Raw genomic sequence first — 22921 nt, forward strand, 5'->3', positions numbered from 1 at the left:
GGCGCTTCCTTCGTTTCCGACTCTATCAGATCTTTCCGATCCGATTTCCTCGGTGCTTTCCGGTCCCTTTCGCTTTCGCTCCGGGCCCTTCCGGCGGTTCCGACTCTATCAGATCCTTTCGGCGTCCGATTCCCCGTCAGAAGGGGTTGTCTTTCCGGCTGTTGGGCCGTTCCGACGTCTCAAACTCTAGCGGATTTCCCCGGCGACTCATAATCGAGTCATTCGAAATGAATTTCGGCATGCCGAAAATCGTCCCGAGAGGGAGATCGTGCTGAGGTGAGGTGCCGCGTCAGCGGCGGGAGTGGCTGTCGAAGAACCGTTCCGGCTCCGTGACAACTCGGAGAACACTACGTATCCGTGCGGGGCGTGTCAACCCCCGCCTGGTGAGGTCTGCGGGGCTCTCAGTCCAGGTCCGTCAGGCGGCCGCCGGCGTCGGGCTGGGTGAGCTCCACGCGGCGGAGGAGGCGGATCAGGACGTCGCCCAGGACGCCGCGCTCCTCGGGGGTGAGGTCCTGCAGGAGGTCCTCCTCGAAGGCGGTGGCCATGCGCATGGCCTCCAGCCACTTCGAGCGTCCCTCGTCCGTCAGCTCGACGATCACGCGCACCCGGTTGTTCTCGTCGCGGTCACGGGTGACCAGGCCTTCGCCCGCCATGCGGTCGATGCGGTGGGTCATCGCGGCCGGGGTGAGCCCGAGGCGCTTGGCCAGCTCGCCCGGGCCCAGGCGGTAGGGCTCGCCGGCGAGGACCAGGGTCTTCAGGACCTCCCACTCGGCGTTGCTGATGCCGAGGTCGGCGAGCTGGCGGCCGTACGCCACGTTCATGCGGCGGTTCAGGCGGCCGAGGGCGGAGACGACCTTCTCCACCTGGGGATCAAGATCGCGGAACTCGCGCTGATAGGCGGCGATCTGCTCGTCGAGGCTCGGCTCCTGCGGAGCGGTGTCGGACATGCGGGGAGTATCCCACGGCAGTCGTTGGCGTTGAAGTCCTTCCATGTGTACAGTTAAGCATCGAACTTTAGTGTTGAAGTCTTGAGGTTTCAGGGGTACACCTCTGAACCTCCGACCGAAGTGGGTGAGTGTGACCAAGGTGAGGGGCGCCGCGATGCGCCGCATTCAGGCAGGCAGCGCGCTGAGCGCGTTCGGACTCGGCTTCACCGTGCCGTACCTCTATGTGTACGTCGCACAGGTGCGGGATCTGGGCGCGACGACGGCGGGCATCGTCCTCGCCGTCTTCGCCATGGCCGCGCTCGTCGTCCTCCCCTTCAGCGGCCGGGCCGTCGACCGGCGCGGTCCCGTGCCGGTGCTGCTCGTCGCCTCCGTGGTCGCGGCCGTGGGGGCCGTGGCCATGGGGCTCGCGTCGAGCGTGCCGGCGGCCGTGGGGGCTGCGGCGCTGCTCGGCGCCGGTACCGCCGTGCTCCAGCCGGCGCTGGCGACGATGATCGTCTGGTGCTCCTCGCCGACCGGCCGCACGCGGGCCTTCGCCCTGCAGTTCTTCCTGCAGAACCTGGGGCTCGGTGTCGGTGGACTCATCGGCGGTCAGCTCGTGGACGAGAGCCGCCCGGGCAGCTTCCTGCTGCTGTTCTCGATCGAGGCGGTGATGTTCCTCGTCCTCGCCGTGGTCGTGGGCACGGTCCGGATGCCGGGCTCCCCCGCGCTGCGCGACACCCGTCCCGCCGAGGGCGGTGCGGGCGGCGGACTGCGGACGCTCCTCGGCCACAAGGCGATGGTGCAGCTCTGCGTCCTCGGCTTCGTCCTCTTCTTCGCCTGCTACGGACAGTTCGAGTCGGGTCTCGCCGCCTACGGCACCGAGGCCGCCGGCATCCAGCCGTCGACCCTGGGCATCGCCCTGGCCGCCAACACCGCGGTCATCGTGGTGGCCCAGTTCCTGGTCCTGAAGTTCGTCGAGCGCCGCAGGCGCACCCGCGTCATCGCGGCCGTGGGACTCATCTGGACCGTGGCCTGGATCTTCGCCGGATACGCGGGGCTCGGGCACGGCAGCCAGGCCATGGCGACGGCGGCCTTCGTCTCCACGTACGCCCTCTTCGGGCTCGGTGAGGCGATGCTGTCGCCGACCGTGGCGCCGCTGGTGGCCGACCTGGCGCCGGAGGCGATGGTCGGGCAGTACAACTCGGCCTTCGCCCTGGTGAAGCAGCTGGCGCTGGCCGTCGGCCCCGCCGTGGGCGGCCCGATGGGAGCGGCCCTCCACGGCCCGTACATCGTGACCTTCATTCTCTTCTCGCTGGGCATCACCTTCCTGGCGGTCCGGCTCGGCCGGCAGCTCACGCCCGAGCAGAACCAGCCGTCGCTCGCCGCGAAGCCGTCGAAGGTGATCGCACAGCACCGGCCGGAGCGGGAGACGGCCGCGGCCTGATCCGGCCCGATCCGGAAGACACCCCTAGGCCGTGTCTTTTGGATCAGGCCGGATCAGGGAGCGGCGTCTGGCGCCGTGCATCGCAAGGCGGAGGAGGGAGTCCATGCGGAGCATCGGCGACCGACGACAACGCAGCGAGGCGCGGTGCCAGACGCCGCGAGCCCGGCAAGATCCGAAAGACACGGCCTAACCCGCGCGGGACGGAAGGGCGAATTCGCACCACACCGCTTTGCCGCCGCCCGGAGTGCGGCGGCTCCCCCAGGACGAGGCGATCGTCGCGATGATCGAGATACCGCGACCCGCCTCGTCCTCCGTTTCCGCCCGGCGGCGGCGCGGCAGGTGGTCGTCGCCGTCCGTGACCTCGATGATCAGGCGCCGGTCGGTACGGCGGAGGCGCAGCCGCATGGGCGGTGTGCCGTGCTGGAGGGAGTTCGCCACCAGCTCGCTGGTGGCGAGGACGCCGAGGTCGCGCAGTTCGACCGGGAAGCGCCAGCTCGCCAGGACACCGGAGGCGAAGGCACGCGCGCGGGGAGCGGCCTCGACACCGCCGAGGAGCTCCAGGGCCGCGTTGTGGAACAGCTCGGCGTCCGCGCCTTCGCGGGACGGGTGCTGGACCACCAGGACCGCCACGTCGTCGTCGTGCTCGGCGGTGACGCCGAGGGAGCGCAGCAGCCGGTCGCAGACGACCTGCGGGGTGCCGCTCGCCCCCGAGAGGGCCCGGGCCAGCGCGGCCACGCCCTCGTCGATGTCCTCGCGGCGGCGCTCCACCAGGCCGTCCGTGTAGAGGACGGCGGTGGAACCGGGCGGCAGGGCGATGGACCCCGAGGCGTGGAGCCAGCCGCCGGTGCCGAGCGGCGGGCCGGTCGGGTCCTCGGCGCGGCGGACGGTGCCGTCCTCGTCCCGCACGAGGATCGGGAGGTGGCCGGCCGAGGCGTAGACGAGCTTGCCCTCGTTGGGGTCGTGGACCGCGTACACGCAGGTGGCGATCTGGCTGGCGTCGATCTCGGCGGCGAGGCCGTCGAGGAGTTGCAGCACCTCGTGCGGGGGCAGGTCCAGGCGCGCGTAGGCGCGGACGGCGGTGCGGAGCTGGCCCATGACGGCGGCGGCGCGGACCCCCCGGCCCATGACGTCGCCGATGACGAGCGCGGTGCGCCCGGCGCCGAGGGTGATGACGTCGTACCAGTCGCCGCCGACGGCCGCGTCGGTGCCGCCGGGCTGGTAGGTGGCGGCGATCCGCAGGTCGTCGGGCTGCTCCAGCTCCTGCGGCAGCAGGGACCGCTGGAGGGTGACGGCGGTCTCGCGGTGGCGCCGCTCGCTGGCGCGGAGCCGCTCGGCGGCGTCGGCGTGGTCGGTGACGTCGGCGGCGTGGACGAGGACCGCGCCTCCCGTCCGCGGACTGTCGACGGGCAGGCAGGTGACCGTGTACGAGCCGCCGTCCTGGGTGCGCCGGGACTTGACCGTACGGGGCGTGCCGCTGCGGAGCACCTGGTCCATGAGCGGCAGCAGGCCGAGCTCCTCCGCCTCCGGGCAGGCGGCGGCGACGGTGGCGCCCGCCGGACGGGGCCCGAAGGCGGCCGCGTAGGCCTCGTTCACGTACGCGATGCGGTGGTCGGGGCCGTGCACGAGCGCGACGAGCCCCGGGAGCCGGCCGATGAGGTCGCGGACGGAGAACTCCTCCAGGGCGGGCACGTCGGCCCGCCCGGCGGCGCCGTCCTCGGCGGACTGCTCCGGCTGCTGACCGTACTCACCGCGGGCGGCGGGCACGGAGCGTTCGGTCCCCCGCGCCGCGCGGCGCTGCGTGCCGGGGAGCCGGGCGCTCCAACGGGTGAAGTTCACGGATCTGTATGCCTCGTGGTGTGGGTGCCGTGCGGAGTCACGCTGTGCAGGTGTGGATCCACCTATGGTCACACGTCCAGTGTGGAGGAGTGCACTGACAGTGATGTCAGGCCGACGGCTTGTCGCCGGGACCGGGCGGTGGAGAGGCGGCCAGTTCGAATTCGGCCCGGGGATGTTCCAGGGATCCGAGGGAGACGATTTCCCGTTTGAACAGGCCTGAGAGGGTCCATTCGGCCAGGACTCGGGCCTTCCGGTTGAAGGTGGGGACCCGGCTCAGGTGATAGGCGCGGTGCATCAGCCACGCCGGGTACCCCTTGAGCTTGCGCCCGTAGACGTGCGCGACGCCCTTGTGGAGGCCGAGGGAGGCGACGGAGCCGGCGTACGCGTGCGCGTACTCCTTGAGCGGCTCCCCCCGCAGGGAGGCGGCGAGGTTCCCGGCGAGGACCCGCGCCTGGCGGACGGCGTGCTGCGCGTTGGGGGCGCAGGTCGTGCCGGGTTCGCGGGCGGTGACGTCGGGGACGGCGGCGGCGTCGCCGGCGGCCCAGGCGTGTTCGACTCCGTCGACGGTGAGCCGGGCGGTGCAGCGGATGCGGCCCCGCTCGTCGAGGGGCAGGTCGGTGGCGGCGAGGACCGGCGCGGGTTTCACCCCGGCGGTCCAGACGACGGTCCGGGTGGGCAGGCGGGTGCCGTCGCTGAGGACGGCGACGCGGTTCTCGCAGGACTCGAGCCGGGTCCGCAGCCGTACGTCGACGTTCCGGCCGCGCAGCTCGCGCACGGCGTACCCGCCCATCTCCTCGCCGACCTCGGGGAGGATGCGGTCGGTGGCCTCGACGAGGACCCACTTCAGGTCCTCCGGTGTGACGTTGTGGTAGTAGCGGGCGGCATAGCGGGTCATGTCCTCCAGCTCGGCGAGCGCCTCCACGCCCGCGTAGCCGCCGCCGACGAAGACGAAGGTGAGGGCGGCGGCGCGGAGCGCGGGGTCGCGGGTGGAGGAGGCGATGTCCAGCTGCTCGAGGACGTGGTTGCGCAGACCGATGGCCTCCTCGACGGTCTTGAAGCCGATGCCGTGGTCGGCGAGGCCGGGGACCGGGAGGGTGCGGGAGACGGACCCCGGGGCGATGACCAGCTCGTCGTAGCCGAGCCGGGTGTCGCCGGTGCCCTCCTCCTCGGTGGCGAGCGTGGAGAGGGTGGCGGTCCGGGCGGCGTGGTCGACGGAGTGGACCTCGCCGATCAGGACGCGGCAGCGGGGCAGCACCCGGCGCAGGGGGACGACGACGTGGCGCGGGGAGATCGATCCGGCCGCCGCCTCGGGCAGGAACGGCTGGTACGTCATGTACGGATCGAGGGTGACCACCACGATCTCGGCGGTACCGGCTCTGAGCTCGGCACCGAGCTGCCGCTGGAGGCGCAGCGCGGTGTACATGCCGACGTAGCCACCGCCGACCACGAGAATGCGCGCAGGTTCGGTCACTGTCCCATGACGCAACGCCGACCGTGGTTTGTCCACAGGCTCGACGGATTGTGTGACCGGAGGGGTACGGAGGCGTGGGGTGGCGTGCGCCCGGCTCGCGCGGAGAACCCCGCAGGTCAGGGTGGGGGTGGCGGGCGGGGAGCGGGGTCGGAATCGGGTGAGTTCCGGTCCTTGCTCCGATCGGGGGGCGGACCGTGCGGAACTCCCCCTTCTGAATTGACTCCGACTCAACTATGTTCGTACTTCATCGGGGTTCCGGGGCTGAGCGCGTGACCGCTGCGCTCGCGAGCCGGACCCCGTGTCAGGGCGGGGAGTCTCCGGGGGGAGACATCATGAGCGGGGGAACGCTTATGCACATGCAGGAAGCACGCTGGCAGAGCGTCGTCGGCACGGCCGGCGACGAGCAGGGTACGGCCGTCGCCGAGCTGCGCAACGGCAGCGGCGCGGGCACCTCGCCGGTGTCCGGCGGCCGGTCCGCGCCGCTGCGGGTGGACGCCCAGCGGAATCTGGAGCACGTCCTGCGCGCGGCGCGCGAGGTGTTCGGCGAGCTGGGTTACGGGGCGCCGATGGAGGACGTGGCGCGGCGCGCCCGGGTAGGGGTGGGCACGGTCTACCGGCGCTTCCCCAGCAAGGACGTCCTGGTGCGGCGCATAGCCGAGGAGGAGACCTCCCGGTTGACGGAGCAGGCGCGGGCCGCGCTGGGCCAGGAGGACGAGCCGTGGTCGGCGCTCTCGCGGTTCCTGCGGACCTCGGTGGCCTCGGGCGCCGGGCGGCTGCTGCCGCCGCAGGTGCTGCGGGTCGGCGTGGACGAGAGTGTGGTTCCGGCCGTCGCCGGAGCGGACGCCGAGCCGGGAACGGTCGCGGAGGACGCGCGGGTGCCGTCCCAGCGCGCCGTCGTGGCCGAGCAGGCCGACGCGCGGGTGGTCGCGCCGCGCGCGGTGCCCGCGGACGAGCGGGACGACGCGAGCGCCGCGGAGCTGCTGGAGGTCGTCGGCCGGCTGGTCGAGCGGGCCCGGGCGGCGGGCGAGCTGCGCAAGGACGTGACCGTGGCCGATGTGCTCCTGGTGATAGCCACCGCCGCTCCGGCGCTGCCGGACGCGGCCCACCAGGCGGCGGCCTCGGCCCGTCTCCTCGACATCCTGCTCGAAGGACTCCGCTCCCGGTAGGGACGGGCCCCGGGAGGGCCTGCCCCACGGGGCGGTGCGAGCGGCGGAGCGCGTCTTTCCTGGTCCGGGCGGACCAACGAGCATGCCACGCACGTGTGAGCGGTCACGCCCGGATACAGGAAGTCGCCCCGGACGAGTGGTAAGTGGACGCGGCGCTTCGGCGTGCCCGCGCGCTGTGGCAGGCTTGGCCGATGTTCGGATCCGAGCGTGCTTACGGGGGCTTCCGCCATGAGCGGTGACAGTCGGGACGATCCACCGGGCAACGGCGGCGCCACGGAAGCCGGGGGCCTGTCCTCCGGACACGTACCGAGCCAGGGCGGCCCGCCGGGGCTTCCCGCCGTTCCGGCACAGCCGACCGCGTCCACCGGCGACGGTCCGGTCCCGGCCGACGCGAGCGTGCCACCGCAGCGCGAGGGCAAGGCGCCCGCCGGGAGCGAGGGCGCGGGAGCGAGGGCGGGGGCGGGGACGGGGTCCGCCGGAGCCTGGCCGGGGTCCGCGGGCTCCGGAGGTGCTGAGGCCCGTCCGGGACCCGCCGGTGCCGGAGGTGCTGAGGCCGGGGGCGTCGCGGGGGCGACTCCCGGGACGGCGCCGTCCGGGTGGGACAGTACGGGGGCCGCCGGCGCGCAGCCGGGCGGGATCGCCGATTCGGGCACCGCCGGCTCGTACACGGGAGCCGCGTGGGGCGGAGAGCCCGGCGCCTACACGGACAGCGCGGGGACCACGGGAGCCGGAACTGCCGGCGCGTACACCGGGACCACGGGGACCGAGGCTGCCGGCGCGTACACCGGGACCACGGGAGCCGGGGCGCCCGGCGCGTACACGCGGGCTGCGGAGACCGGGGCCGCGGGTGCCCTCGTGGACGGTGGGGAGGGGGCGGGACCGGGGGCCGGCGGCGATGAGGGGTACGACTCCGTGCTGCCGCCGCCACGGGAGCTGCCGCCGTCCGACGCCGACCTCGTCCAGCGCATGCGCGAGGGCGACGACACCGCGTACGAGGAGCTGTTCCGCCGCCACTCCGAGGCCGTCCGGCGCTACGCCAGGACCTGTTGCCGGGACGCGCACACGGCCGACGACCTCACCGCCGAGGTCTTCGCCCGCACCCTCCAGGCGGTACGCGGCGGCGCCGGGCCCGAACAGGCCGTGCGCGCCTACCTGATGACCACGGTCCGCCGGGTGGCCGCCACCTGGGTCAGGTCGCAGAAGCGTGAGCACCTCGTCGACGACTTCGCCGTCTTCGCCGCCGAGGCCGCGCGCTCCTCCGAGGTCTCCGACCAGGACACGATGGACCTGGGCGCGGACGTGAAGGCCATGCACGAGGCCGAGCAGTCGCTCGCCATGCAGGCCTTCCGGTCCCTGCCCGAGCGCTGGCAGGCGGTGCTCTGGCACACCACCGTCGAGGAGGAGTCGCCCAGCGATGTCGCCCCGCTGTTCGGGCTGACCGCCAACGCCACCGCCGTTCTCGCCAGCCGCGCCCGCGAAGGGCTCAAGCAGGCCTATCTCCAGGCCCACGTCAGCCAGTCCCTCACCGCGGGCGGCGACTGCGCCCGGTATGCGGACCGGCTCGGCGCCTACGCCCGCGGCGGTCTGCGGATGCGGGCCGAACGCGGACTGCGCAAGCACCTGGAGGAGTGCGTCAAGTGCCGGCTCGCCGCAGGTGAACTCGCGCACGTCAACGCCGGGATCCCCGCGCTCCTGCCGGTCGCCGTCATCGGCTGGTTCGCCGCCGGGTACTCGCTCAAGGCCGCCGGAGTCGTCGCGGGCGGCGCCGTCGGCGCGGCCGGTGCCGGGGCGGCGGCCGCGGCCAACGGCACCTCGGGCGGCGCTGCCGCCGGCGGGGCCGCCGCGGAGGGGCTCGGTGCGCCCGCGAAGGCCGGTATCGCCGCCGCCGTGGCCGTCGCCGCGGCGGCCGGCCTCGTCTGGGCGATGGCCGGAGACCCCCGGCCGGTGGCGGCGCCCGAGCCCGCGCCGACGGTCACCACTCCCGTCGCGCCGCCCCCGTCGGTGAAGCCGAAGCCACAACCGGTGCCGAAACCGGTGCCGCCGCCGCCCGTATCCGCCGAGGCGCCGGCCCCGCCTCCGGCCCCCACCCAGGCCCCGACTCCGACGCCGACCCCTCAGCCGACCGCCCCACCGACCCCCACTCCCACGCCCACGCCGCCCCCCTCACCCACGTCGGCCCCGCCCCCCACCCGGACGCCCACGCCGACGCCGACACCCACGCCGGAGAAACCTTCCCCGAAGCCGTCGCCACCGGCCGTCTACCAGGTCAGTGAGCTGGAGTACGCGACCTTCGGGGACGGTACGAAGCCCGAGGTGTCCCTCGCCGACAGCACCTGGATGTGGCAGCGCGGCGGGCTCTCGATCGGCGGCACCCCCTACGCGCACGGCGTGAGCGTCCAGGCGCCGTCCTCCCTGGTCATCCGGCTCAACCGGCAGTGCACCGGTTACGACGCGACGGTCGGTATCGACGATCTGAGTGCCCCGCTCGGGGTCGGCGGCGTCCGCTTCTCCGTGTACGGGGACGACGAACGGCTCTGGCGTTCCGACGTGGTCAGGCCCGGTGACCCGCCGCAGCCCGTGCACGTCGACCTCACCGGCCGTTCCATCCTCCGGCTCGTCGTGGAGGACCACACGCCCTTCGGCCGGGTCGCCGTCGCCGACTGGGCGATGTCCAGGATCAGCTGCGCCTGACCTTCCCCGCCGGCCCGGCGGGGACGGGAGAGCCGACGGAGCCGACGGCCCGGGCGAACGGCTCGACCAGATCCAGGACCTCGTCCACGCCGAGTCCCGCCCCCGCCGCGCGGGCGGCCGTCACGGCGGAGGCGTCCAGCCGGGCCCGGGCCCGCGCCGCCACCCGTTGGGCGTCCTGGAGCTCCGGGAACGAGCGGGGCGTCCCCTGCCGCCAGTCGTCCACGGCGGCCAGGACCCGTACGGCGGCGGCGGTCTCCCCCGCCTCCGCGAGGGCGACCGCCAGCCCGTCCCCCATGCCCGCCATGATGAAGTCCGCGCACCGCAGGTCCCGTGCCGAGCGCAGGGCCCGCGCGGCCCTGGCGACGGCGGCGGCGCCCTTCCCCTCGTACGCCTCGACGCGGGCGGCGAGCCCGGTCATCACCGCCTCGAAGTGCGGCGGCGGCGTGCCGATCGCGACGGTCCGGTCCGCCTCCTCCAGCTGGGCGCGGGCCTCCGTGACATCGCCCCGGTGGAGGGCGAGGGAGGCGCGGAGGAAGCAGATGTACGTCTGCGTGCCGCGCACGCGGTAGCGCTCGGCCTCGCGGGAGGCCTCGTCCAGGCCGGCCTCGGTGGCCTCCAGGTCACCGGCCCGGTAGGCCAGTTCGGCCAGGCGTCCGAGGAGGAACGGGGCTTCGGCGTGGGCGCCGACCTCGCGGGCGAGGGCGAGCGCCTCCTCGTACGCCTCACCGGCCTCCGCGTGGCGGCCCCGCATCGTGTGGGCCTCGCCCGCCGCGCTCGCGATCTGCGCCGCCATCCAGCGGTCGCCGACGCGCCGGGCGATCTCCCGGAGCTCGACCAGGGCCTCGTCCACCCCGGGCAGGTCACCGGGCATGTCGATGACCATGTGCGTACGGAACATGAGGCTGACGCCGACCTCCCAGTCACCGCCGTGCAGGCGGCAGTTGTCCACGGCGGTGTCGAGCAGGTCCCTGATCACGGCCGCTTCCTCGGTGAGGTAGGCGGTGAACGGCCAGAGCAGGCCGGGGAAGTGGGCGGCCTCCGGGCCCGGCCGGTCCTCGAACGCGGCCCGCACGCGGCGGACGAGTGCCTCCGTCCACCCCCGGTCCTCGAAGGCGCCCGTCGAGTCCTCCGTCTCGACCGCGAGGAAGAACTGCAGCATGCGCAGGCGCATGCGCGGCCAGTGGCGCGGGTCGGCGGGGTCCTCCGGGTCGTCGCCGAGCGCCACCGCGCGGGCCACCCAGGCCTGGGCCTCGGCACGGTAGTTGCGCAGCCACCAGAACCAGCCCATGGCGAAGACCAGGCGGAGCGCGGCCGTTTCGTCGGGGTCGGTGACGAGGGTGCGGTGGAGCGCGGCGCGGATGTTGTCGAGGTCCCGCTCGATCCGGTCGATCCACGGCAGCTGCTCGCGGGAGCGGAGCTTCGGCTCGGCCTCCTCGACGAGGGCGGTGACGTGGGCGGTGTGGGCGGCCTCGGCGGCGGCGCGGAGCTCCGGGGTCTCGGCGGCCCGCTCGGCCGCGTACTCGTGGATGGTCTCCAGGAGCCGGTAGCGCATCTCGCCCGCCTCGGTGGGGGTGGCGACGACCAGCGACTTGTCGACGAGCGCGCCGAGCGTGTCGGCCGCGTCCGGTGCCAGGGCCTCGGCGGCGGCCAGGTCCCAGCCGCCGGCGAAGACGGACACCTGGCGGAGCAGGGCCCGCTCGTCCGGGTCGAGGAGGTCCCAGGACCAGTCCACGACCGCGCGGAGGGTCTGCTGGCGCGGCAGCACGGTGCGGGCTCCGGAGGTGAGCAGACGGAACCGGTCGTCCAGGCGGTCGGCGATCTGCCGGGGCGTGAGGAGCCGGAGCCGCGCGGCGGCCAGTTCGATGGCGAGCGGCAGTCCGTCGAGCCGGCGGCAGATCTCGGCGACGGCCGCCGCTTCCCGGTCGGGGTCGAAGGAGGGGCGCACCGCGCGGGCGCGCTCGGCGAAGAGGCGGTGCGCCGGGTCGGGCGGGAGCGGTTCGACCGGGCGGACGGTCTCGCCGGGCACGCCGAGGGGTTCGCGGCTGGTGGCGAGGACACGGAGCCGGGGGCAGTGGGTGAGGAGCGTCTCGGCGAGCGCGGCGGCCGCGTCGATCACGTGCTCGCAGTTGTCGAGGACGAGGAGGAAGGGGCGCGCGGAGAGGTGCTCGACGAGGTGGGCGGTCGGGTCGTTCTGGAGCGGCGCGCCGTCGCGCCCTATGAGGCTGGTCTCCCGGAGCCGGAGCGCGGAGAGGACGGCGCCGGGGAGGGCGTCGGGGTCGTCGAGCGGTGCGAGTTCCGCGATCCAGGCACCGGCTCCCGCGGCCCGCCGCGCGGCCTCCTCCGCGAGCCGCGTCTTGCCCGACCCCCCGGGGCCGGTGAGCGTGACGAGCCGCGAGCCCGCCAGGTCCTCCCGCAGAGCCGCGAGGTCGGGCTCCCGCCCGACGAAGGAGGTGAGGCGCGGCCGGATGTTGCCGGTGGCGGGGTGCGGGGTGTGCGGGACGGTGGGGGCCGCGGGGGCGGTGTGCGCCGGCGGGGCGGTGGGGGCGGTACGCGCCGGTTCCGCGGCGGCGGTGCGCGTCGGCGCTTCGGCAGGGGTCAGGGCCCGCGTGCCGCTGGTCTCCGCGGTCGCCGGTGACGCCGCGCCGGTGGCCCGTTCCGGGGGCGGAGGCCCGGCGGCGGCCGGGGTCGCCGGATCGGCGGGGTGCCGGGGGAAGGCAGGGGCCGGCGTACCGGGCCCCGCGCCCACCTCCCCCGTCAGCAGTTCGTGGTGGAGGGCCGTCAGGGCCGGGCCGGGGTCCGTGCCCAGCGAGTCCGCGAGGGTGCGGCGGGCGGAGGCGAAGGCGGCGAGGGCGTCGGCGGGGCGGCCCTCGGCGCGCAGGGCGCGGATCAGCTGGGCGTGGAAGGCCTCGTCGTAGGGGTACGTGGCGGTGAGTTCGGTCAGCTCCGGTACGAGCCCGGGGGCGCCGCGCCGCAGGTCGGCCTCGACGCGCCGGCGGAGGGCGGCGAGCCGCTGGGCCTCGGGGCGCAGGCCCGCCGGACCGGGCAGGTCGGCGAGGGCGGGGCCGCGGAAGAGGGCGAGCGCGTCCCGGAAGAGGGCCGCGGCGGTTTCCGGGTCCCCGGCGTCGAGCCGGGCCGTCGCCTCCGCGGCCCGGCGGCGGAAGACGTACAGGTCGATGTCCTCGGGCCGGGCGGCGAGCCGGTAGCCGGGGCCGGGTACCGACAGGACGGCCTCCGGGCCGAGGGTCCGGCGCAGGCGGCCGGCGAGGGCCTGGAGGGCGGCGGGGGCGTCCCGGGGCGGTTCGTCGCCGTAGACGTCGTCCACGAGTTCGGTGACGGAGGCGGGCCGGCCGCCGCGCAGCGCGAGTGCGGCGAGGAGCGCCCGGAGCCGGGCACCGCCGAGGCGGAGGGGGCTGCCGTCGGGGCCGAGGGCCTCGGTGGTGCCGAGGATGAGATACCGCACCGGGTCATTGTGGCCGGTGGGCGGGGCGGGCGCCTCGGGGTTTACCGGGAGCGGGGCCGTCCCGGGGTCACTCGGCCGGGGACCCGCGGAAGGCGGCGGAGTCCAGGGTGAAGCCGAGGGGCGCGGGGAGCGGGACCGCCGTCCCCAGCTTGTGGGCGGCCTTGTGGGCGTAGTCGTCGCCGACGGGTTCCGAGCAGACGACGGCCTCGTCCGCGGCGCGGTCGATGAGCAGGTAGACCGGGATGCCGGCGCGGGCGTAGGCGCGGATCTTCTGGAGGCGGTCGCGGCCGGCCGTGGCGGCGGAGGTGACCTCGGAGACGAGGAGCACGGGGTCGGGGGCGTGCCACGCCTGCTGGTCGTCGAAGCTGCCCCTGGGGGCGATGACGAGGTCGGGGATCACCCGCACCGGGTCGGTGGCGCCGGGGAGGGTGAGGCCGATGCCCGTGTACCGGCCAAGCCGCTTGTCATGATCACGGACCTGACCGGTCAGTTCCGACACGATCTCCTCGTGTTCGCCATTGGCCGGTGGTACCACGTAGATCTCCCCTTCGATCAGCTCCACGCGCCAGCCCTTGGGGGCGGCCGCACTGAACAGCTCGAAGGTCTCCCGCACACTCGCACCCTCACGGTCGGGCAGCTCCTCGGGGAACACGTCCTCCGGAACCGGCATCGCCATGACGGACCTCCTTCGCTCGGTGCGAGATTCTCAGCGTAGGGCCTCACCCGGGGCGGAAACGGGTGCCCTTCACCCGAACGAGCGTGCGGAACGTTTCGCCGGTCCTCCCCCTTCAGGCGGACAGCGATCGCGAGGCGGGGATCAGCGGACCCGGCACCGCGCGGGGCGGGCGGGGGGCCGTGGTGTCGGTCCAGCAGGAGCCGCGGCGGGCGAGGAGGCGGCGGAGCCACAGCTCGGTGGAGATCAGGTCGGCGAGGCCGTCGAGGGGGACGGGCGCGCCGTCGGCGGCGGAGCGCAGCGCCTCGCGGACCACGCGGGCCTCGATCAGGCCGGCGTCGGCGAGGAGCGGGGCCTCGAAGAGGGCCAGGAGCTGGGGCAGCGCCGCGCGCAGTCCGGCGCGGGCGGCGGCGGCCGGGACGGCCGGGTGGGGTGTGCCCCAGCCGGGCGGGAGGTCGTGGATGCCCGCCCCGGCGAGGACGGTGCGCAGGACCCCGGCCCGGGCGTCCGGCTGCACGCGCAGCGATTCGGGGAGGTCGCGGCAGGCCCGTACGACCTGGTTGTCGAGGAAGGGGGCGTGCAGGCGCTGGCCGCGGATCTCCGCCGCCTGTTCGAGGACCCGGTGGTCGGCGGCGGCACGGGCCAGGGCGGCACGCGCGCGTGCCTCGCCGGGGCGCTGGACGGAGGTGGGCAGGGTCGCCGCCCGGTGCAGGCGAACCGATACTTCGGCGAGGGCCTCCCCCGTCAGCCAGCGCGCCGCGGGTCCCGGCCGCGACCAGGCCAGGGCGGACAGCGAGGCCTCCAGGGGGCCGAAGTCGTCGGGGGCGGCGCGGTTGGCCTCCAGGACCCGGCGGGCGGCCGCCTCCAGGCCGGTCCGGTAGGGCGTACGGGCCAGGCGGCGCGCCGCGCGGTAGACGGTGAGCGGCACCAGGAGCGCGCCCGCCGAGGGGCCCGACGCCTTGGCGAGGGCGGTCACGGGCCGCACCAGGGAGCGCCGCCTGCGGTCCATCAGGAGGTCGGCGAGGCGCGCCGGGTGGGCGTCCAGGACCTGCTTGGCGCCCATGCCGGTGAAGTGGTCGGCGCTGCCGCCCGCGAGGCGCCTGCGGTGGCGTTCGGCGGAGACCAGCGCGGGACCCGGTTCGTCGGTGAGGGGGCCGTCGAGCGAGGCGTACGGGAGGGCCTCCTCGCCGGCCGCGACGACCACGTGGTGCAGGCGCGGGTCGGCGGCGAGGGCACGGGCCCGTTCCAGTTCGGCGGTGCGGCCGGGCCCCGGCCGGGTCGCCAGGTCGTTGAAGGTGACGGCGAGCAGCCGCTCCCCCGCGCCCGTGCCGTGACCGGCGATCGTGCCGGGGACGCCGGGCAGACCGGCGGCGAGGAGGGCGAGCGTGCCGGAGGCGCTGCCGCCGGACAGGTCGGCGCCGATGCCGGGCGCGGGGCCTCCGCCCCGGGCGGCGCGCCGGTCGGCCGGCCCCATGCCCGGGACGGGACCGGGGTCGGGCAGGGGCGCCTCGGGGGCGTGCCGGGGGGCGGTGAGCCGGGCGCGTACGGATGCGACGAGGGCGTCCCGTACGGATGCGACGGCCTGGCGCGGGTCGGCCTCGGGCGCGGCGACCGCGAGCGAGGCGACCCGCTCGTACCCGGCGATCTCCCGCGAGCCCTCGCGGAGGATCAGGGCGTGGCCCGGCGGGACGCGCCGCACCCCTTCGTAGGGGGTGGAGTCGCGCAGCGCCTCCGGTGTCTCGGGGCAGGCGAGCAGGGCCGCGAGGTGGCCGATGTCGAGCTGGGCCTCGATCAGGTCGGCCAGCGGCAGGGCGGCGGTGGCGTAGGCGGTGCCGCCGGCCCACGGGGTGTGGAAGACGGGCCGGGCGCCCGCGAGGTCGCCGGTGACGGTGATGCGGCGGCCGGCGCGGACGACGGCGGTGTAACTGCCGGGCCAGGCGGTGAGGTGGCGCAGGGCGCCGCCGCGGGCGGTGAGGAGGCCGAGGCGGAGTTCCTCGTCGCCGGCGGCGCAGCAGCCGAGGACGGCGAGGCGGGTGTGGTCGTCGACGGCGACCACGCGGATCTCGTCGGGGCGCCAGTCGCCGACCGCCCACAGCGGGTCGGGGTCGCCCCACAGGAGCTGTGCGCCCACCGGCTGCACCGTGCGCCCCTCGGCCGCCGGGCCGGCCGTGCCGCCGTACCCGGAGCCGTACGAGGAGCCGGGGCCGTACGAGGAGCCGGGGCCGGAGCCGTACCCCGGGCCGTACGCCGGACCGGAGCCGTGTCCGCCGCCCGCCGGGCCGGTGCCGTACGCGCCGCCGGTCGCCCCGGCGCGGGCCCCCGCGGCCGTCGCGAAGCTCGCGGCGACACTGCTCCAGCCCACCAGCCATCGCATCGGCGCCTCCACATCCGTTTCGGTGGGAGACATGCTGCCACGACAACGGCGCACGGGGCGGGGTGCGGGCGCACGCGCGCGAAAGCCGAATGCGCCCCTGGCATGGGCCAGTTGGCGACGGCGTCATTCGGCCGATTCTCGACCGCCCCCGGATGTTTCGCGGGCGTCCGGCACAGAGCGGCGGTCCGGGAGGCGCTCCCGCCTCCCGGTGCCGTCCGCCGCCCGCGGGGAATGGGGCGGCGGCGTCCCCCGGCCCGCGGCGCCGGGACTCCTGCCCCGGCCGGACGGGCCGACCCACGCGTTCCTCATGGAAGCGCTCCCCCCGGACCCGGACGAGAGCGCACGGCCGGGCGCACGGCCACACGGCGGGAGCACGTCCCGTACCGCCGTCGGCCGCCCGCCGATCCGTCACACAACAATCTCGCCATACGGAACACCGACCCTTAACGGTAGGGATGCGGCGAACTACGCTGTGTTCACGAATGCCGCGCGCCGTGCCCGGCGTCGTGGCGGCCGTCTGGGTGTCGAGGGGTGGCGCATGTCCAGGGAGCAACGCGGGCCGAACGAAAAGCTCGGCACGGTTCTCGCCCTCGCGGGAATCAGCAACGCCGGCCTCGCCCGGCGGGTCAACGACCTCGGCGCGCAGCGGGGTCTGACCCTTCGTTACGACAAGACGTCGGTGGCCCGGTGGGTGTCGAAGGGCATGGTGCCGCAGGGCGCCGCCCCGCACCTGATCGCCGCCGCCATAGCCCAGAAGCTGGGCCGGCCCGTCCCGCTGCACGAGATCGGGCTCGCCGACGCCGATCCGGCGCCCGAGGTGGGACTGGCCTTCCCCCGCGACGTCGGCGAGGCGGTCCGCTCGGCCACCGACCTGTACCGGCTGGATCTGGCCGGCCGGCGGGCGGGCGGGGGCGGCATCTGGCAGTCCCTGGCGGGCTCCTTCGCCGTCAGCGCGTACGCGACGCCGGCCTCCCGCTGGCTGATAACCCCCGCCGATCCGTCGGTGGAGCGCGAGCTCGCCCGGCCCCCGGCGGCGGGCGGCACGGGGGGCGCGGCCCCGGCGGACGGCCCGGAGCACGTGCGCGTGGGCCACAGCGACGTGGCCAAACTGCGCGAGGCGGCCGAGGACGCGCGCCGCTGGGACTCCAAGTACGGGGGCGGCGACTGGCGCTCCTCCATGGTGCCGGAGTGCTTACGCGTGGACGCCGCGCCCCTGCTCCTCGGCTCCTACTCCGACGAGGTCGGCCGGGCCCTCTTCGGGGCGACCGCCGAGCTGACCCGGCTGGCCGGCTGGATGGCCTTCGACACCGGCCAGCAGGAGGCCGCCCAGCGCTACTACATCCAGGCCCTCCGGCTCGCCCGGGCCGCCGCCGACGTGCCCCTCGGCGGCTACGTCCTCGCCTCCATGTCCCTCCAGGCCACCTACCGGGGCTTCGCCGACGAGGGCGTCGACCTCGCGCAGGCCGCCCTCGAACGCAACCGGGGGCTCGCCACCGCCCGCACCATGTCCTTCTTCCGGCTCGTGGAGGCGCGCGCCCACGCCAAGGCCGGTGACGGCGCGGCCGCCGCCGCCGCGCTGTCCTCCGCCGAGGGCTGGCTGGAGCGCTCCCGGCGGGGCGACGCCGATCCGACGTGGCTCGGCTTCTACTCGTACGACCGGTTCTGCGCGGACGCCGCCGAGTGCTACCGGGACCTGCGGATGCCGCACGAGGTGCGCCGCTTCACCGCGCAGGCGCTGTCCCGGCCGACCGAGGAGTACGTACGCTCGCACGGGCTGCGGCTGGTGGTGTCGGCGGTGGCCGAGCTGGAGTCCGGCAACCTGGACGCGGCCTGCGCCGCCGGCACGCGCGCGGTGGAGGTGGCCGGGCGGATCTCGTCGGCCCGGACCACCGAGTACGTACGGGACCTGCTGCACCGCCTGGAGCCGTACGGGCACGAGCCGCGCGTGAGGGAGCTCAGGGAGCGCGCCCGGCCGCTGCTCGTCGCCCCGGCGTGACACGCGTCCCACCCCGTGGGCGTTTAGCGGCTTTGTCAGTGGGCCAGTGCACTATCGGGGTGGGAGGTGGCGCTGGTGTTTGACTGTGACGTGCTGGTGGTCGGCGGGGGGATCGTCGGTCTGTCGACGGCGTACGCCCTGACGCGCCGCGCCCCCGGCACGCGCGTCACGGTCCTGGAGAAGGAGCACGCCCCCGCGCGCCACCAGACGGGCCGCAACAGCGGGGTGATCCATAGCGGTCTCTCCTACCGTCCCGGCTCGCTGAAGGCGCGGTACGCGGTGCGGGGCGCGGCCGAGATGATCAAATTCTGCGCGGAGTGGGGCCTTCCGCACGAGGTGACGGGGAAGCTGGTCGTCGCCACCGCCCGCGAGGAGCTCCCCCGGCTGCACGCGCTCGTGCAGCGCGGCCGGGAGAACGGCATCCCGGTGCGGGAGCTGGGACCGGCGCAGATCACGGAGTACGAGCCACGGGTGCGCGGGATCGCCGCCATCCACGTCGGCACGACCGGCATCTGCGACTACCGGGCCGTCGCGGTCCGGCTCGCCGAGGCCTCCGGGGCGCGGATCCTGTACGGGGCACGGGCGGCCGCCGTCGACCGGCGCCCCTGGGGTGTGGCCGTGCGGACCACGGACGGGCGGATCGTCCGCGCCAGGGTCCTCGTGAACTGCGCGGGTCTCCACTGCGACGAGGTGGCCCGGCTCGCGGGCGACGACCCGGGCATGCGGATCGTCCCCTTCCGGGGGGAGTACTACGAGCTGGCCGACCCCACGCTGGTGCGCGGCCTCGTCTACCCGGTCCCCGACCCGGCCTTCCCCTTCCTCGGCGTGCACCTGACCCGGGGCATCGACGGCGGCGTCCACGTCGGGCCGAACGCGGTCCCGGCGCTCGCCCGGGAGGGGTACGGATGGTCCGTCGTCCGCCCCCGCGAACTGGTCGGCACGCTGGCCTGGCCGGGCTCCTGGGCGATCGCCCGGCAGCACTGGAGACACGGGGCCGGTGAGGTGCGGCGCTCCCTGTCGAAGCGGGCGTTCACCGAGGAGGTGCGGCGGATGCTGCCGGTCGTGGAGGAGTCGGATCTGCGGCCCGCCCCCGCGGGGGTACGGGCGCAGGCGGTGCTGCGGGACGGGACGCTGGTGGACGATTTCCTGATCCGGGAGGCACCCCGCACGGTCCACGTGCTCAACGCGCCCTCCCCGGCGGCGACCGCGGCCCTGCCGATCGGCCGCGACATCGCCGCCCGGGCCCTGGCGCACCTGTAGGGACCGCACCGCCGACGGCCCCGGCTCCCGGCCGTCCCCGGCTCCCGGCGGGTCGCCGTCCGTGCGGGGCTGCCCGGCGGCTCGGCGGCGTCGTGCCGGGCAGGCGGGGGCGCCGTAGGATTGGCGCATTGTGGGTGAGCAGCCAGAGAACGTCAGTCAGCAGAACATCGCACGCCGCGGCAGCCGGATGTTCGCGCCCGGAGAAGGGCCCTCGCCCGACCCCGCCGGCGCGCACTTCGAGCGGCGGATCCGGAGCTTCCAGCCCCGCCGCAGCCGGGTGACCGCCGGGCAGGCGGAGGCGATGCTGAGGCGGTGGCCCGACTGGGGTCTCGACATCGACGGCAAACGGGTCCTGGACCTCGGCGAGATGTTCGGCGGGCTGCCGGTCGTCCTGGAGATCGGCTTCGGGATGGGCGAGGCGACCGCGCAGATGGCCGCCGCCGACCCCGGCACCGGCATCCTCGCCGTCGACGTGCACACCCCCGGCCAGGGCAACCTGCTCGGCCTCGCCGACCGCAACGGGCTCACCAACGTCCGCGTGGCCAACGGCGACGCGATCATCCTGCTCCGCGAGATGCTCACCGAGGACTCCCTCGACGGCTGCCGCGTCTACTTCCCGGACCCCTGGCCCAAGAAGCGGCACCACAAGCGCCGCCTGATCCAGCCCGACTTCCTCACGCTGCTCGCGACCCGGCTCAGGCCCGGCGGGGTGCTGCACTGCGCCACCGACTGGGAGCCGTACGCCGAGCAGATGCTGGACGTCCTCTCCGCCCACCCGGACTTCGAGAACACCGTGCCCGACGGCGGTTACGCCCCCCGGCCGGCCTTCCGCCCGCTCACCCGCTTCGAGGGGCAGGGGCTGGACAAGGGCCACGTCGTCCACGACCTCCTCTTCGCCCGGAAGCGGCGGGACCGGGACGACCGGTAGCGACCCCCGGACGGTCAGGGCCCGTACGGCCGGGCCGGGACAGCCTGGCCCGTAACCCCGTCGCCGCTGTCGGCGGCCCTCGTTAGGGTCGTCGACGTGTCCCAGTCGCCCGCCGAAGCCCCCGCGTCCGAACACCCCGCCCACGGCGGAGCCGCCGCGCCCGTTCCGCACCGCGCCCCGGGGGACCCCGCCTTCCCGGTCGCCGCGGACCGCTCCCAGTGGCGCTACCGGCCGCGCCGCGCGTTCTGGCGCAGCCGGCTGGTCCGGGCCGTCGCCGTGATCACCGTGCTGGCGCTCTGCGCCCTGGTCATCCTGGCGCTGGTCCGCGAACAGACCGGCACCGAGGGCTTCCTGGTGGGCCTCGGCCTCGCCGTGCTCCCCGTACCGCTGCTCATGGCCGCCTTCCGCTGGCTCGACCGGGTGGAGCCGGGCCCGTGGAAGAACCTGCTGTTCGCCTTCGCCTGGGGCGCCTTCGCCGCCGCGCTCGTCGCGATCCTGGCCAACTCCTTCGCGGTCCGCTGGATCGCGACCGCCACCGCCGACCCGGACGCGGCGGACAACCTGGGCGCCACCGTCATCGCGCCGGTGGTGGAGGAGAGCGCGAAGGCCGCCGCGATCCTGCTCCTGTTCCTCTTCCGCAGACGCGACTTCGGCGGCCCCGTCGACGGGGTGGTGGCCGCCGGGTTCACCGCCACCGGCTTCGCCTTCACCGAGAACATCCTCTACCTGGGGAACGCCTTCGGCGAGGACCAGGAGTTCGGCACCTCAGGACTCGGGTCGGTCACCGCCGCGACCTTCTTCGTCCGGGTCGTCATGTCCCCCTTCGCCCACCCGCTGTTCACGGTCCTGACCGGCCTCGGCTTCGGTTTCGCCGCGCTCGCCCCCCGCGGCAGGCGGCTGCGGAAGGTACTGCTGCCGCTCGCCGGACTGCTCCTCGCCATGGGGGTCCACGCCCTCTGGAACGGCTCGGCCACCTTCGGCGGCCCGCTCGCCTTCTACGCCGTGTACGCGGTCTTCATGGTTCCGGCCTTCGGGCTGCTGACCTGGCTCGCCGTGTGGAGCCGGCAGCGCGAACTGCGCACGATCTCGCGGGTGCTCCCGGCGTACGCGGCGGCCGGCTGGCTCGCCCCCGCCGAACCTCCGGCACTCTCCTCCCTGCGCGCCCGCCAGGTGGCCCGCGCCTACGCCGCCCGCGCGTACGGGCCCGAGGCGGCGCGGGCGGTGGGCGAGTACGAGTCGTTCGCGACGACCCTCGCGTTCCTGCGGGACCGGGCCCGGCGCGGGGTGGCGGGCCCGGACTTCACGGCGCGGGAGCAGGAGCTGCTGCACCATCTGTGGCAGCGCCGCCCGGTCGCCTCCCCGGCGCTCACGTACGCGGCGCGGGCCACCGGGCTGGCGTGGGCGCCGCCGCAGTATCTGGACTACGGCGACTTCAATCCGTACCGGAGCTGATCACACGCCGGGGGACCGGCGCGCCTGATCCGGGAACACCGGCGGGCATGTTCCGGGATTTTCGAGGTAGACGGTCCCCGTGCTGCTGCTAGAGCGACAGACCCTTGGAGCGGAGCCACTGCGCCGGGTCGATGCCGTCGCCGCCGGGCGTGTGGACCTCCAGGTGGAGGTGGGGGCCGGTGACGTTGCCGGTGGCGCCGACGCGGCCGATGGTCTCGCCGGTGCCGACGGTCTGGCCCGCCGCGACGGTCATCGAGGAGAGGTGGCAGTACCAGATCTCGGTGCCGTCGGCGAGCTGCAGCACGATCCGGTAGCCGTAGGAGCCGGACCAGCCGGCCGAGGTGATGGTGCCGCCGTGCACGGCCTTGAGCGGGGTGCCGGTGGGCGCCGCGAAGTCGAGACCGGTGTGGTAGCCGGAGGACCACATGTTGCCGGACTGCATGTAGGTGGAGGTCAGGGTGTACGAGGAGAGGGGCATCGCGTAGTCGGCGGCGAGCTTCGCCAGGCGCTCCGCCTCGGCCTTCTCCGCCGCGATCCGCTCCGCCTCGGCCTTGGCCTCGGCCTCCGCCCTGGCCTTCGCCTCCGCTTCCGCCTTGGCCTTCGCCTCGGCCTCGGCGGCCGCCTTCTCGGCGGCGGCGCGGGCGTCGGCGGCGGCCCTCTCGGCGGCGGCGCGCTCCGCGGCCTCCCGCTCGGCGGCGTCGGCGGAGGTCTGCTGCTGCTCGGCCTGCTGGAGGATGCGCGCGCGCAGCGCCTCGCCCGCGTCGGCGGCTCCGGCCGTGGGCCCGGCCGTGCCGGTCGCGGCGCTCGCGGTGGCGGCCGCCGTGGTGCTCTCCTCGGAGAGCGTGGTGTACGCGGCGGCGGTGAGCGGGTTCGGGTTGGCGCGCTCGGCGCTGACCGGCTCGGGTGCCTCGTCGGGAAGCAGGTCGCCGACGCCGGGCAGGTCGTGGGCGTCCGGCAGACCGAGGTCCGGAAGGTCCGGGAGCGATATGGCGACCGGGGGCCTGTCCTGCGCGGTGGCGAGACCGCCCGCGCCGACGGCCGCGATGACGCCGACGCCGAGGACGGTGGAGGAACGGGCAAAGTTGGAGCGCTGCTTGACGACGCGGTGACGGCCGCCGGAGCGGCTCTCGGCGCGGAGGGTTCCCTCGGTCGGGTTCCACTCCCCGGCGGAGCCGGCGGCACCCGCGCCGCCGAAGGGATCGAACGAGGCCTCGGGTGCAGGGGTGTTGGACGCCACGGAGGCG

At 75.1% G+C, this 22921-nt stretch carries 14 protein-coding genes; 7 read left to right on the forward strand and 7 right to left on the reverse strand.

Annotated elements, in window-relative coordinates; translation table 11 throughout:
- Positions 1–401: 401 nt before the first annotated feature.
- The gene (locus ACFY60_RS03400) at positions 402–947 is read right to left on the reverse strand and encodes a MarR family winged helix-turn-helix transcriptional regulator (RefSeq protein ID WP_388610188.1); all 546 of its coding nucleotides are present in this window, start codon (positions 945–947) and stop codon (positions 402–404) included.
- A gap of 130 nt (positions 948–1077) precedes the next feature.
- On the opposite strand from ACFY60_RS03400, the gene ACFY60_RS03405 reads away from it, so the two are divergent.
- Positions 1078–2370, forward strand: coding sequence for an MFS transporter (locus ACFY60_RS03405; protein ID WP_388610186.1), 1293 nt, complete (start codon positions 1078–1080; stop codon positions 2368–2370).
- Positions 2371–2556: 186 nt separating this feature from the next.
- Here ACFY60_RS03405 and ACFY60_RS03410 read toward each other — a convergent pair whose 3' ends face one another.
- Both ACFY60_RS03410 and ACFY60_RS03415 read right to left on the reverse strand, forming a co-directional pair.
- On the reverse strand, positions 2557–4206 hold the full coding sequence (locus ACFY60_RS03410; protein ID WP_388610184.1) for a SpoIIE family protein phosphatase: 1650 nt from the start codon (positions 4204–4206) through the stop codon (positions 2557–2559).
- A 106-nt stretch (positions 4207–4312) separates the two neighbouring features.
- The gene (locus ACFY60_RS03415) at positions 4313–5677 is read right to left on the reverse strand and encodes an NAD(P)/FAD-dependent oxidoreductase (protein ID WP_388610181.1); all 1365 of its coding nucleotides are present in this window, start codon (positions 5675–5677) and stop codon (positions 4313–4315) included.
- A gap of 350 nt (positions 5678–6027) precedes the next feature.
- Between ACFY60_RS03415 and ACFY60_RS03420 the strand changes: the two genes are divergently transcribed.
- Together ACFY60_RS03420 and ACFY60_RS03425 are read left to right on the forward strand one after the other, a co-directional pair.
- The gene (locus ACFY60_RS03420; RefSeq protein ID WP_388610233.1) at positions 6028–6843 is read left to right on the forward strand and encodes a TetR/AcrR family transcriptional regulator; all 816 of its coding nucleotides are present in this window, start codon (positions 6028–6030) and stop codon (positions 6841–6843) included.
- 966 nt (positions 6844–7809) lie between these two features.
- On the forward strand, positions 7810–9534 hold the full coding sequence (locus ACFY60_RS03425) for a sigma-70 family RNA polymerase sigma factor (RefSeq protein ID WP_388610232.1): 1725 nt from the start codon (positions 7810–7812) through the stop codon (positions 9532–9534).
- Here ACFY60_RS03425 and ACFY60_RS03430 read toward each other — a convergent pair.
- The 3 genes from ACFY60_RS03430 to ACFY60_RS03440 all read right to left on the reverse strand — a co-directional run bounded on the left by ACFY60_RS03430 (position 9521) and on the right by ACFY60_RS03440 (position 16041).
- A complete protein-coding gene (locus ACFY60_RS03430) occupies positions 9521–12994 on the reverse strand; it encodes a BTAD domain-containing putative transcriptional regulator (RefSeq protein WP_388610180.1) in 3474 nt (1157 codons plus the stop codon). The genes ACFY60_RS03425 and ACFY60_RS03430 overlap by 14 nt on opposite strands.
- 67 nt (positions 12995–13061) lie before the next feature.
- Positions 13062–13670, reverse strand: coding sequence for a Uma2 family endonuclease (locus ACFY60_RS03435; protein ID WP_309051563.1), 609 nt, complete (start codon positions 13668–13670; stop codon positions 13062–13064).
- A 112-nt stretch (positions 13671–13782) separates the two neighbouring features.
- Positions 13783–16041 carry an asparagine synthase-related protein gene (locus tag ACFY60_RS03440; RefSeq protein WP_388610230.1) on the reverse strand — a complete coding sequence of 753 codons (2259 nt, stop codon included), beginning with the start codon at positions 16039–16041 and terminating at the stop codon, positions 13783–13785.
- Positions 16042–16579: 538 nt separating this feature from the next.
- On the opposite strand from ACFY60_RS03440, the gene ACFY60_RS03445 reads away from it, so the two are divergent.
- The 4 genes from ACFY60_RS03445 to ACFY60_RS03460 all read left to right on the forward strand — a co-directional run bounded on the left by ACFY60_RS03445 (position 16580) and on the right by ACFY60_RS03460 (position 21677).
- Positions 16580–18037: an MFS transporter gene (locus tag ACFY60_RS03445; protein WP_388610178.1), complete on the forward strand. Its 1458-nt coding sequence runs from the start codon at positions 16580–16582 to the stop codon at positions 18035–18037.
- A gap of 75 nt (positions 18038–18112) precedes the next feature.
- A complete protein-coding gene (lhgO, locus tag ACFY60_RS03450; protein ID WP_388610176.1) occupies positions 18113–19297 on the forward strand; it encodes an L-2-hydroxyglutarate oxidase in 1185 nt (394 codons plus the stop codon).
- A gap of 187 nt (positions 19298–19484) precedes the next feature.
- Entirely contained in the window at positions 19485–20225 is a 741-nt protein-coding gene (trmB, locus tag ACFY60_RS03455) for a tRNA (guanosine(46)-N7)-methyltransferase TrmB (RefSeq protein ID WP_388610228.1), read from the forward strand.
- 96 nt (positions 20226–20321) lie between these two features.
- The gene (locus tag ACFY60_RS03460) at positions 20322–21677 is read left to right on the forward strand and encodes a PrsW family intramembrane metalloprotease (RefSeq protein ID WP_388610175.1); all 1356 of its coding nucleotides are present in this window, start codon (positions 20322–20324) and stop codon (positions 21675–21677) included.
- 88 nt (positions 21678–21765) lie between these two features.
- On the opposite strand, the gene ACFY60_RS03465 is transcribed toward ACFY60_RS03460, so the two are convergent.
- The gene (locus tag ACFY60_RS03465) at positions 21766–22914 is read right to left on the reverse strand and encodes a M23 family metallopeptidase (RefSeq protein WP_388610173.1); all 1149 of its coding nucleotides are present in this window, start codon (positions 22912–22914) and stop codon (positions 21766–21768) included.
- Positions 22915–22921: the final 7 nt, after the last annotated feature.

It is taken from the genome of Streptomyces sp. NPDC012827 (assembly GCF_042900905.1).
Lineage (GTDB): Bacteria > Actinomycetota > Actinomycetes > Streptomycetales > Streptomycetaceae > Streptomyces > Streptomyces gulbargensis.

Excerpts from the sequence above, each read along its gene's own strand:
- ACFY60_RS03400 (WP_388610188.1), bottom strand. The coding sequence starts at position 947 with ATGTCCGACACCGCTCCGCAGGAGCCGAGCCTCGACGAGCAGATCGCC.
- ACFY60_RS03420 (WP_388610233.1), top strand. The coding sequence starts at position 6,028 with ATGCACATGCAGGAAGCACGCTGGCAGAGCGTCGTCGGCACGGCCGGC.
- ACFY60_RS03425 (WP_388610232.1), top strand. The coding sequence starts at position 7,810 with ATGCGCGAGGGCGACGACACCGCGTACGAGGAGCTGTTCCGCCGCCAC.
- ACFY60_RS03435 (WP_309051563.1), bottom strand. The coding sequence starts at position 13,670 with ATGGCGATGCCGGTTCCGGAGGACGTGTTCCCCGAGGAGCTGCCCGAC.
- ACFY60_RS03440 (WP_388610230.1), bottom strand. The coding sequence starts at position 16,041 with ATGCGATGGCTGGTGGGCTGGAGCAGTGTCGCCGCGAGCTTCGCGACG.
- ACFY60_RS03445 (WP_388610178.1), top strand. The coding sequence starts at position 16,580 with ATGTCCAGGGAGCAACGCGGGCCGAACGAAAAGCTCGGCACGGTTCTC.
- trmB (WP_388610228.1), top strand. The coding sequence starts at position 19,485 with ATGTTCGCGCCCGGAGAAGGGCCCTCGCCCGACCCCGCCGGCGCGCAC.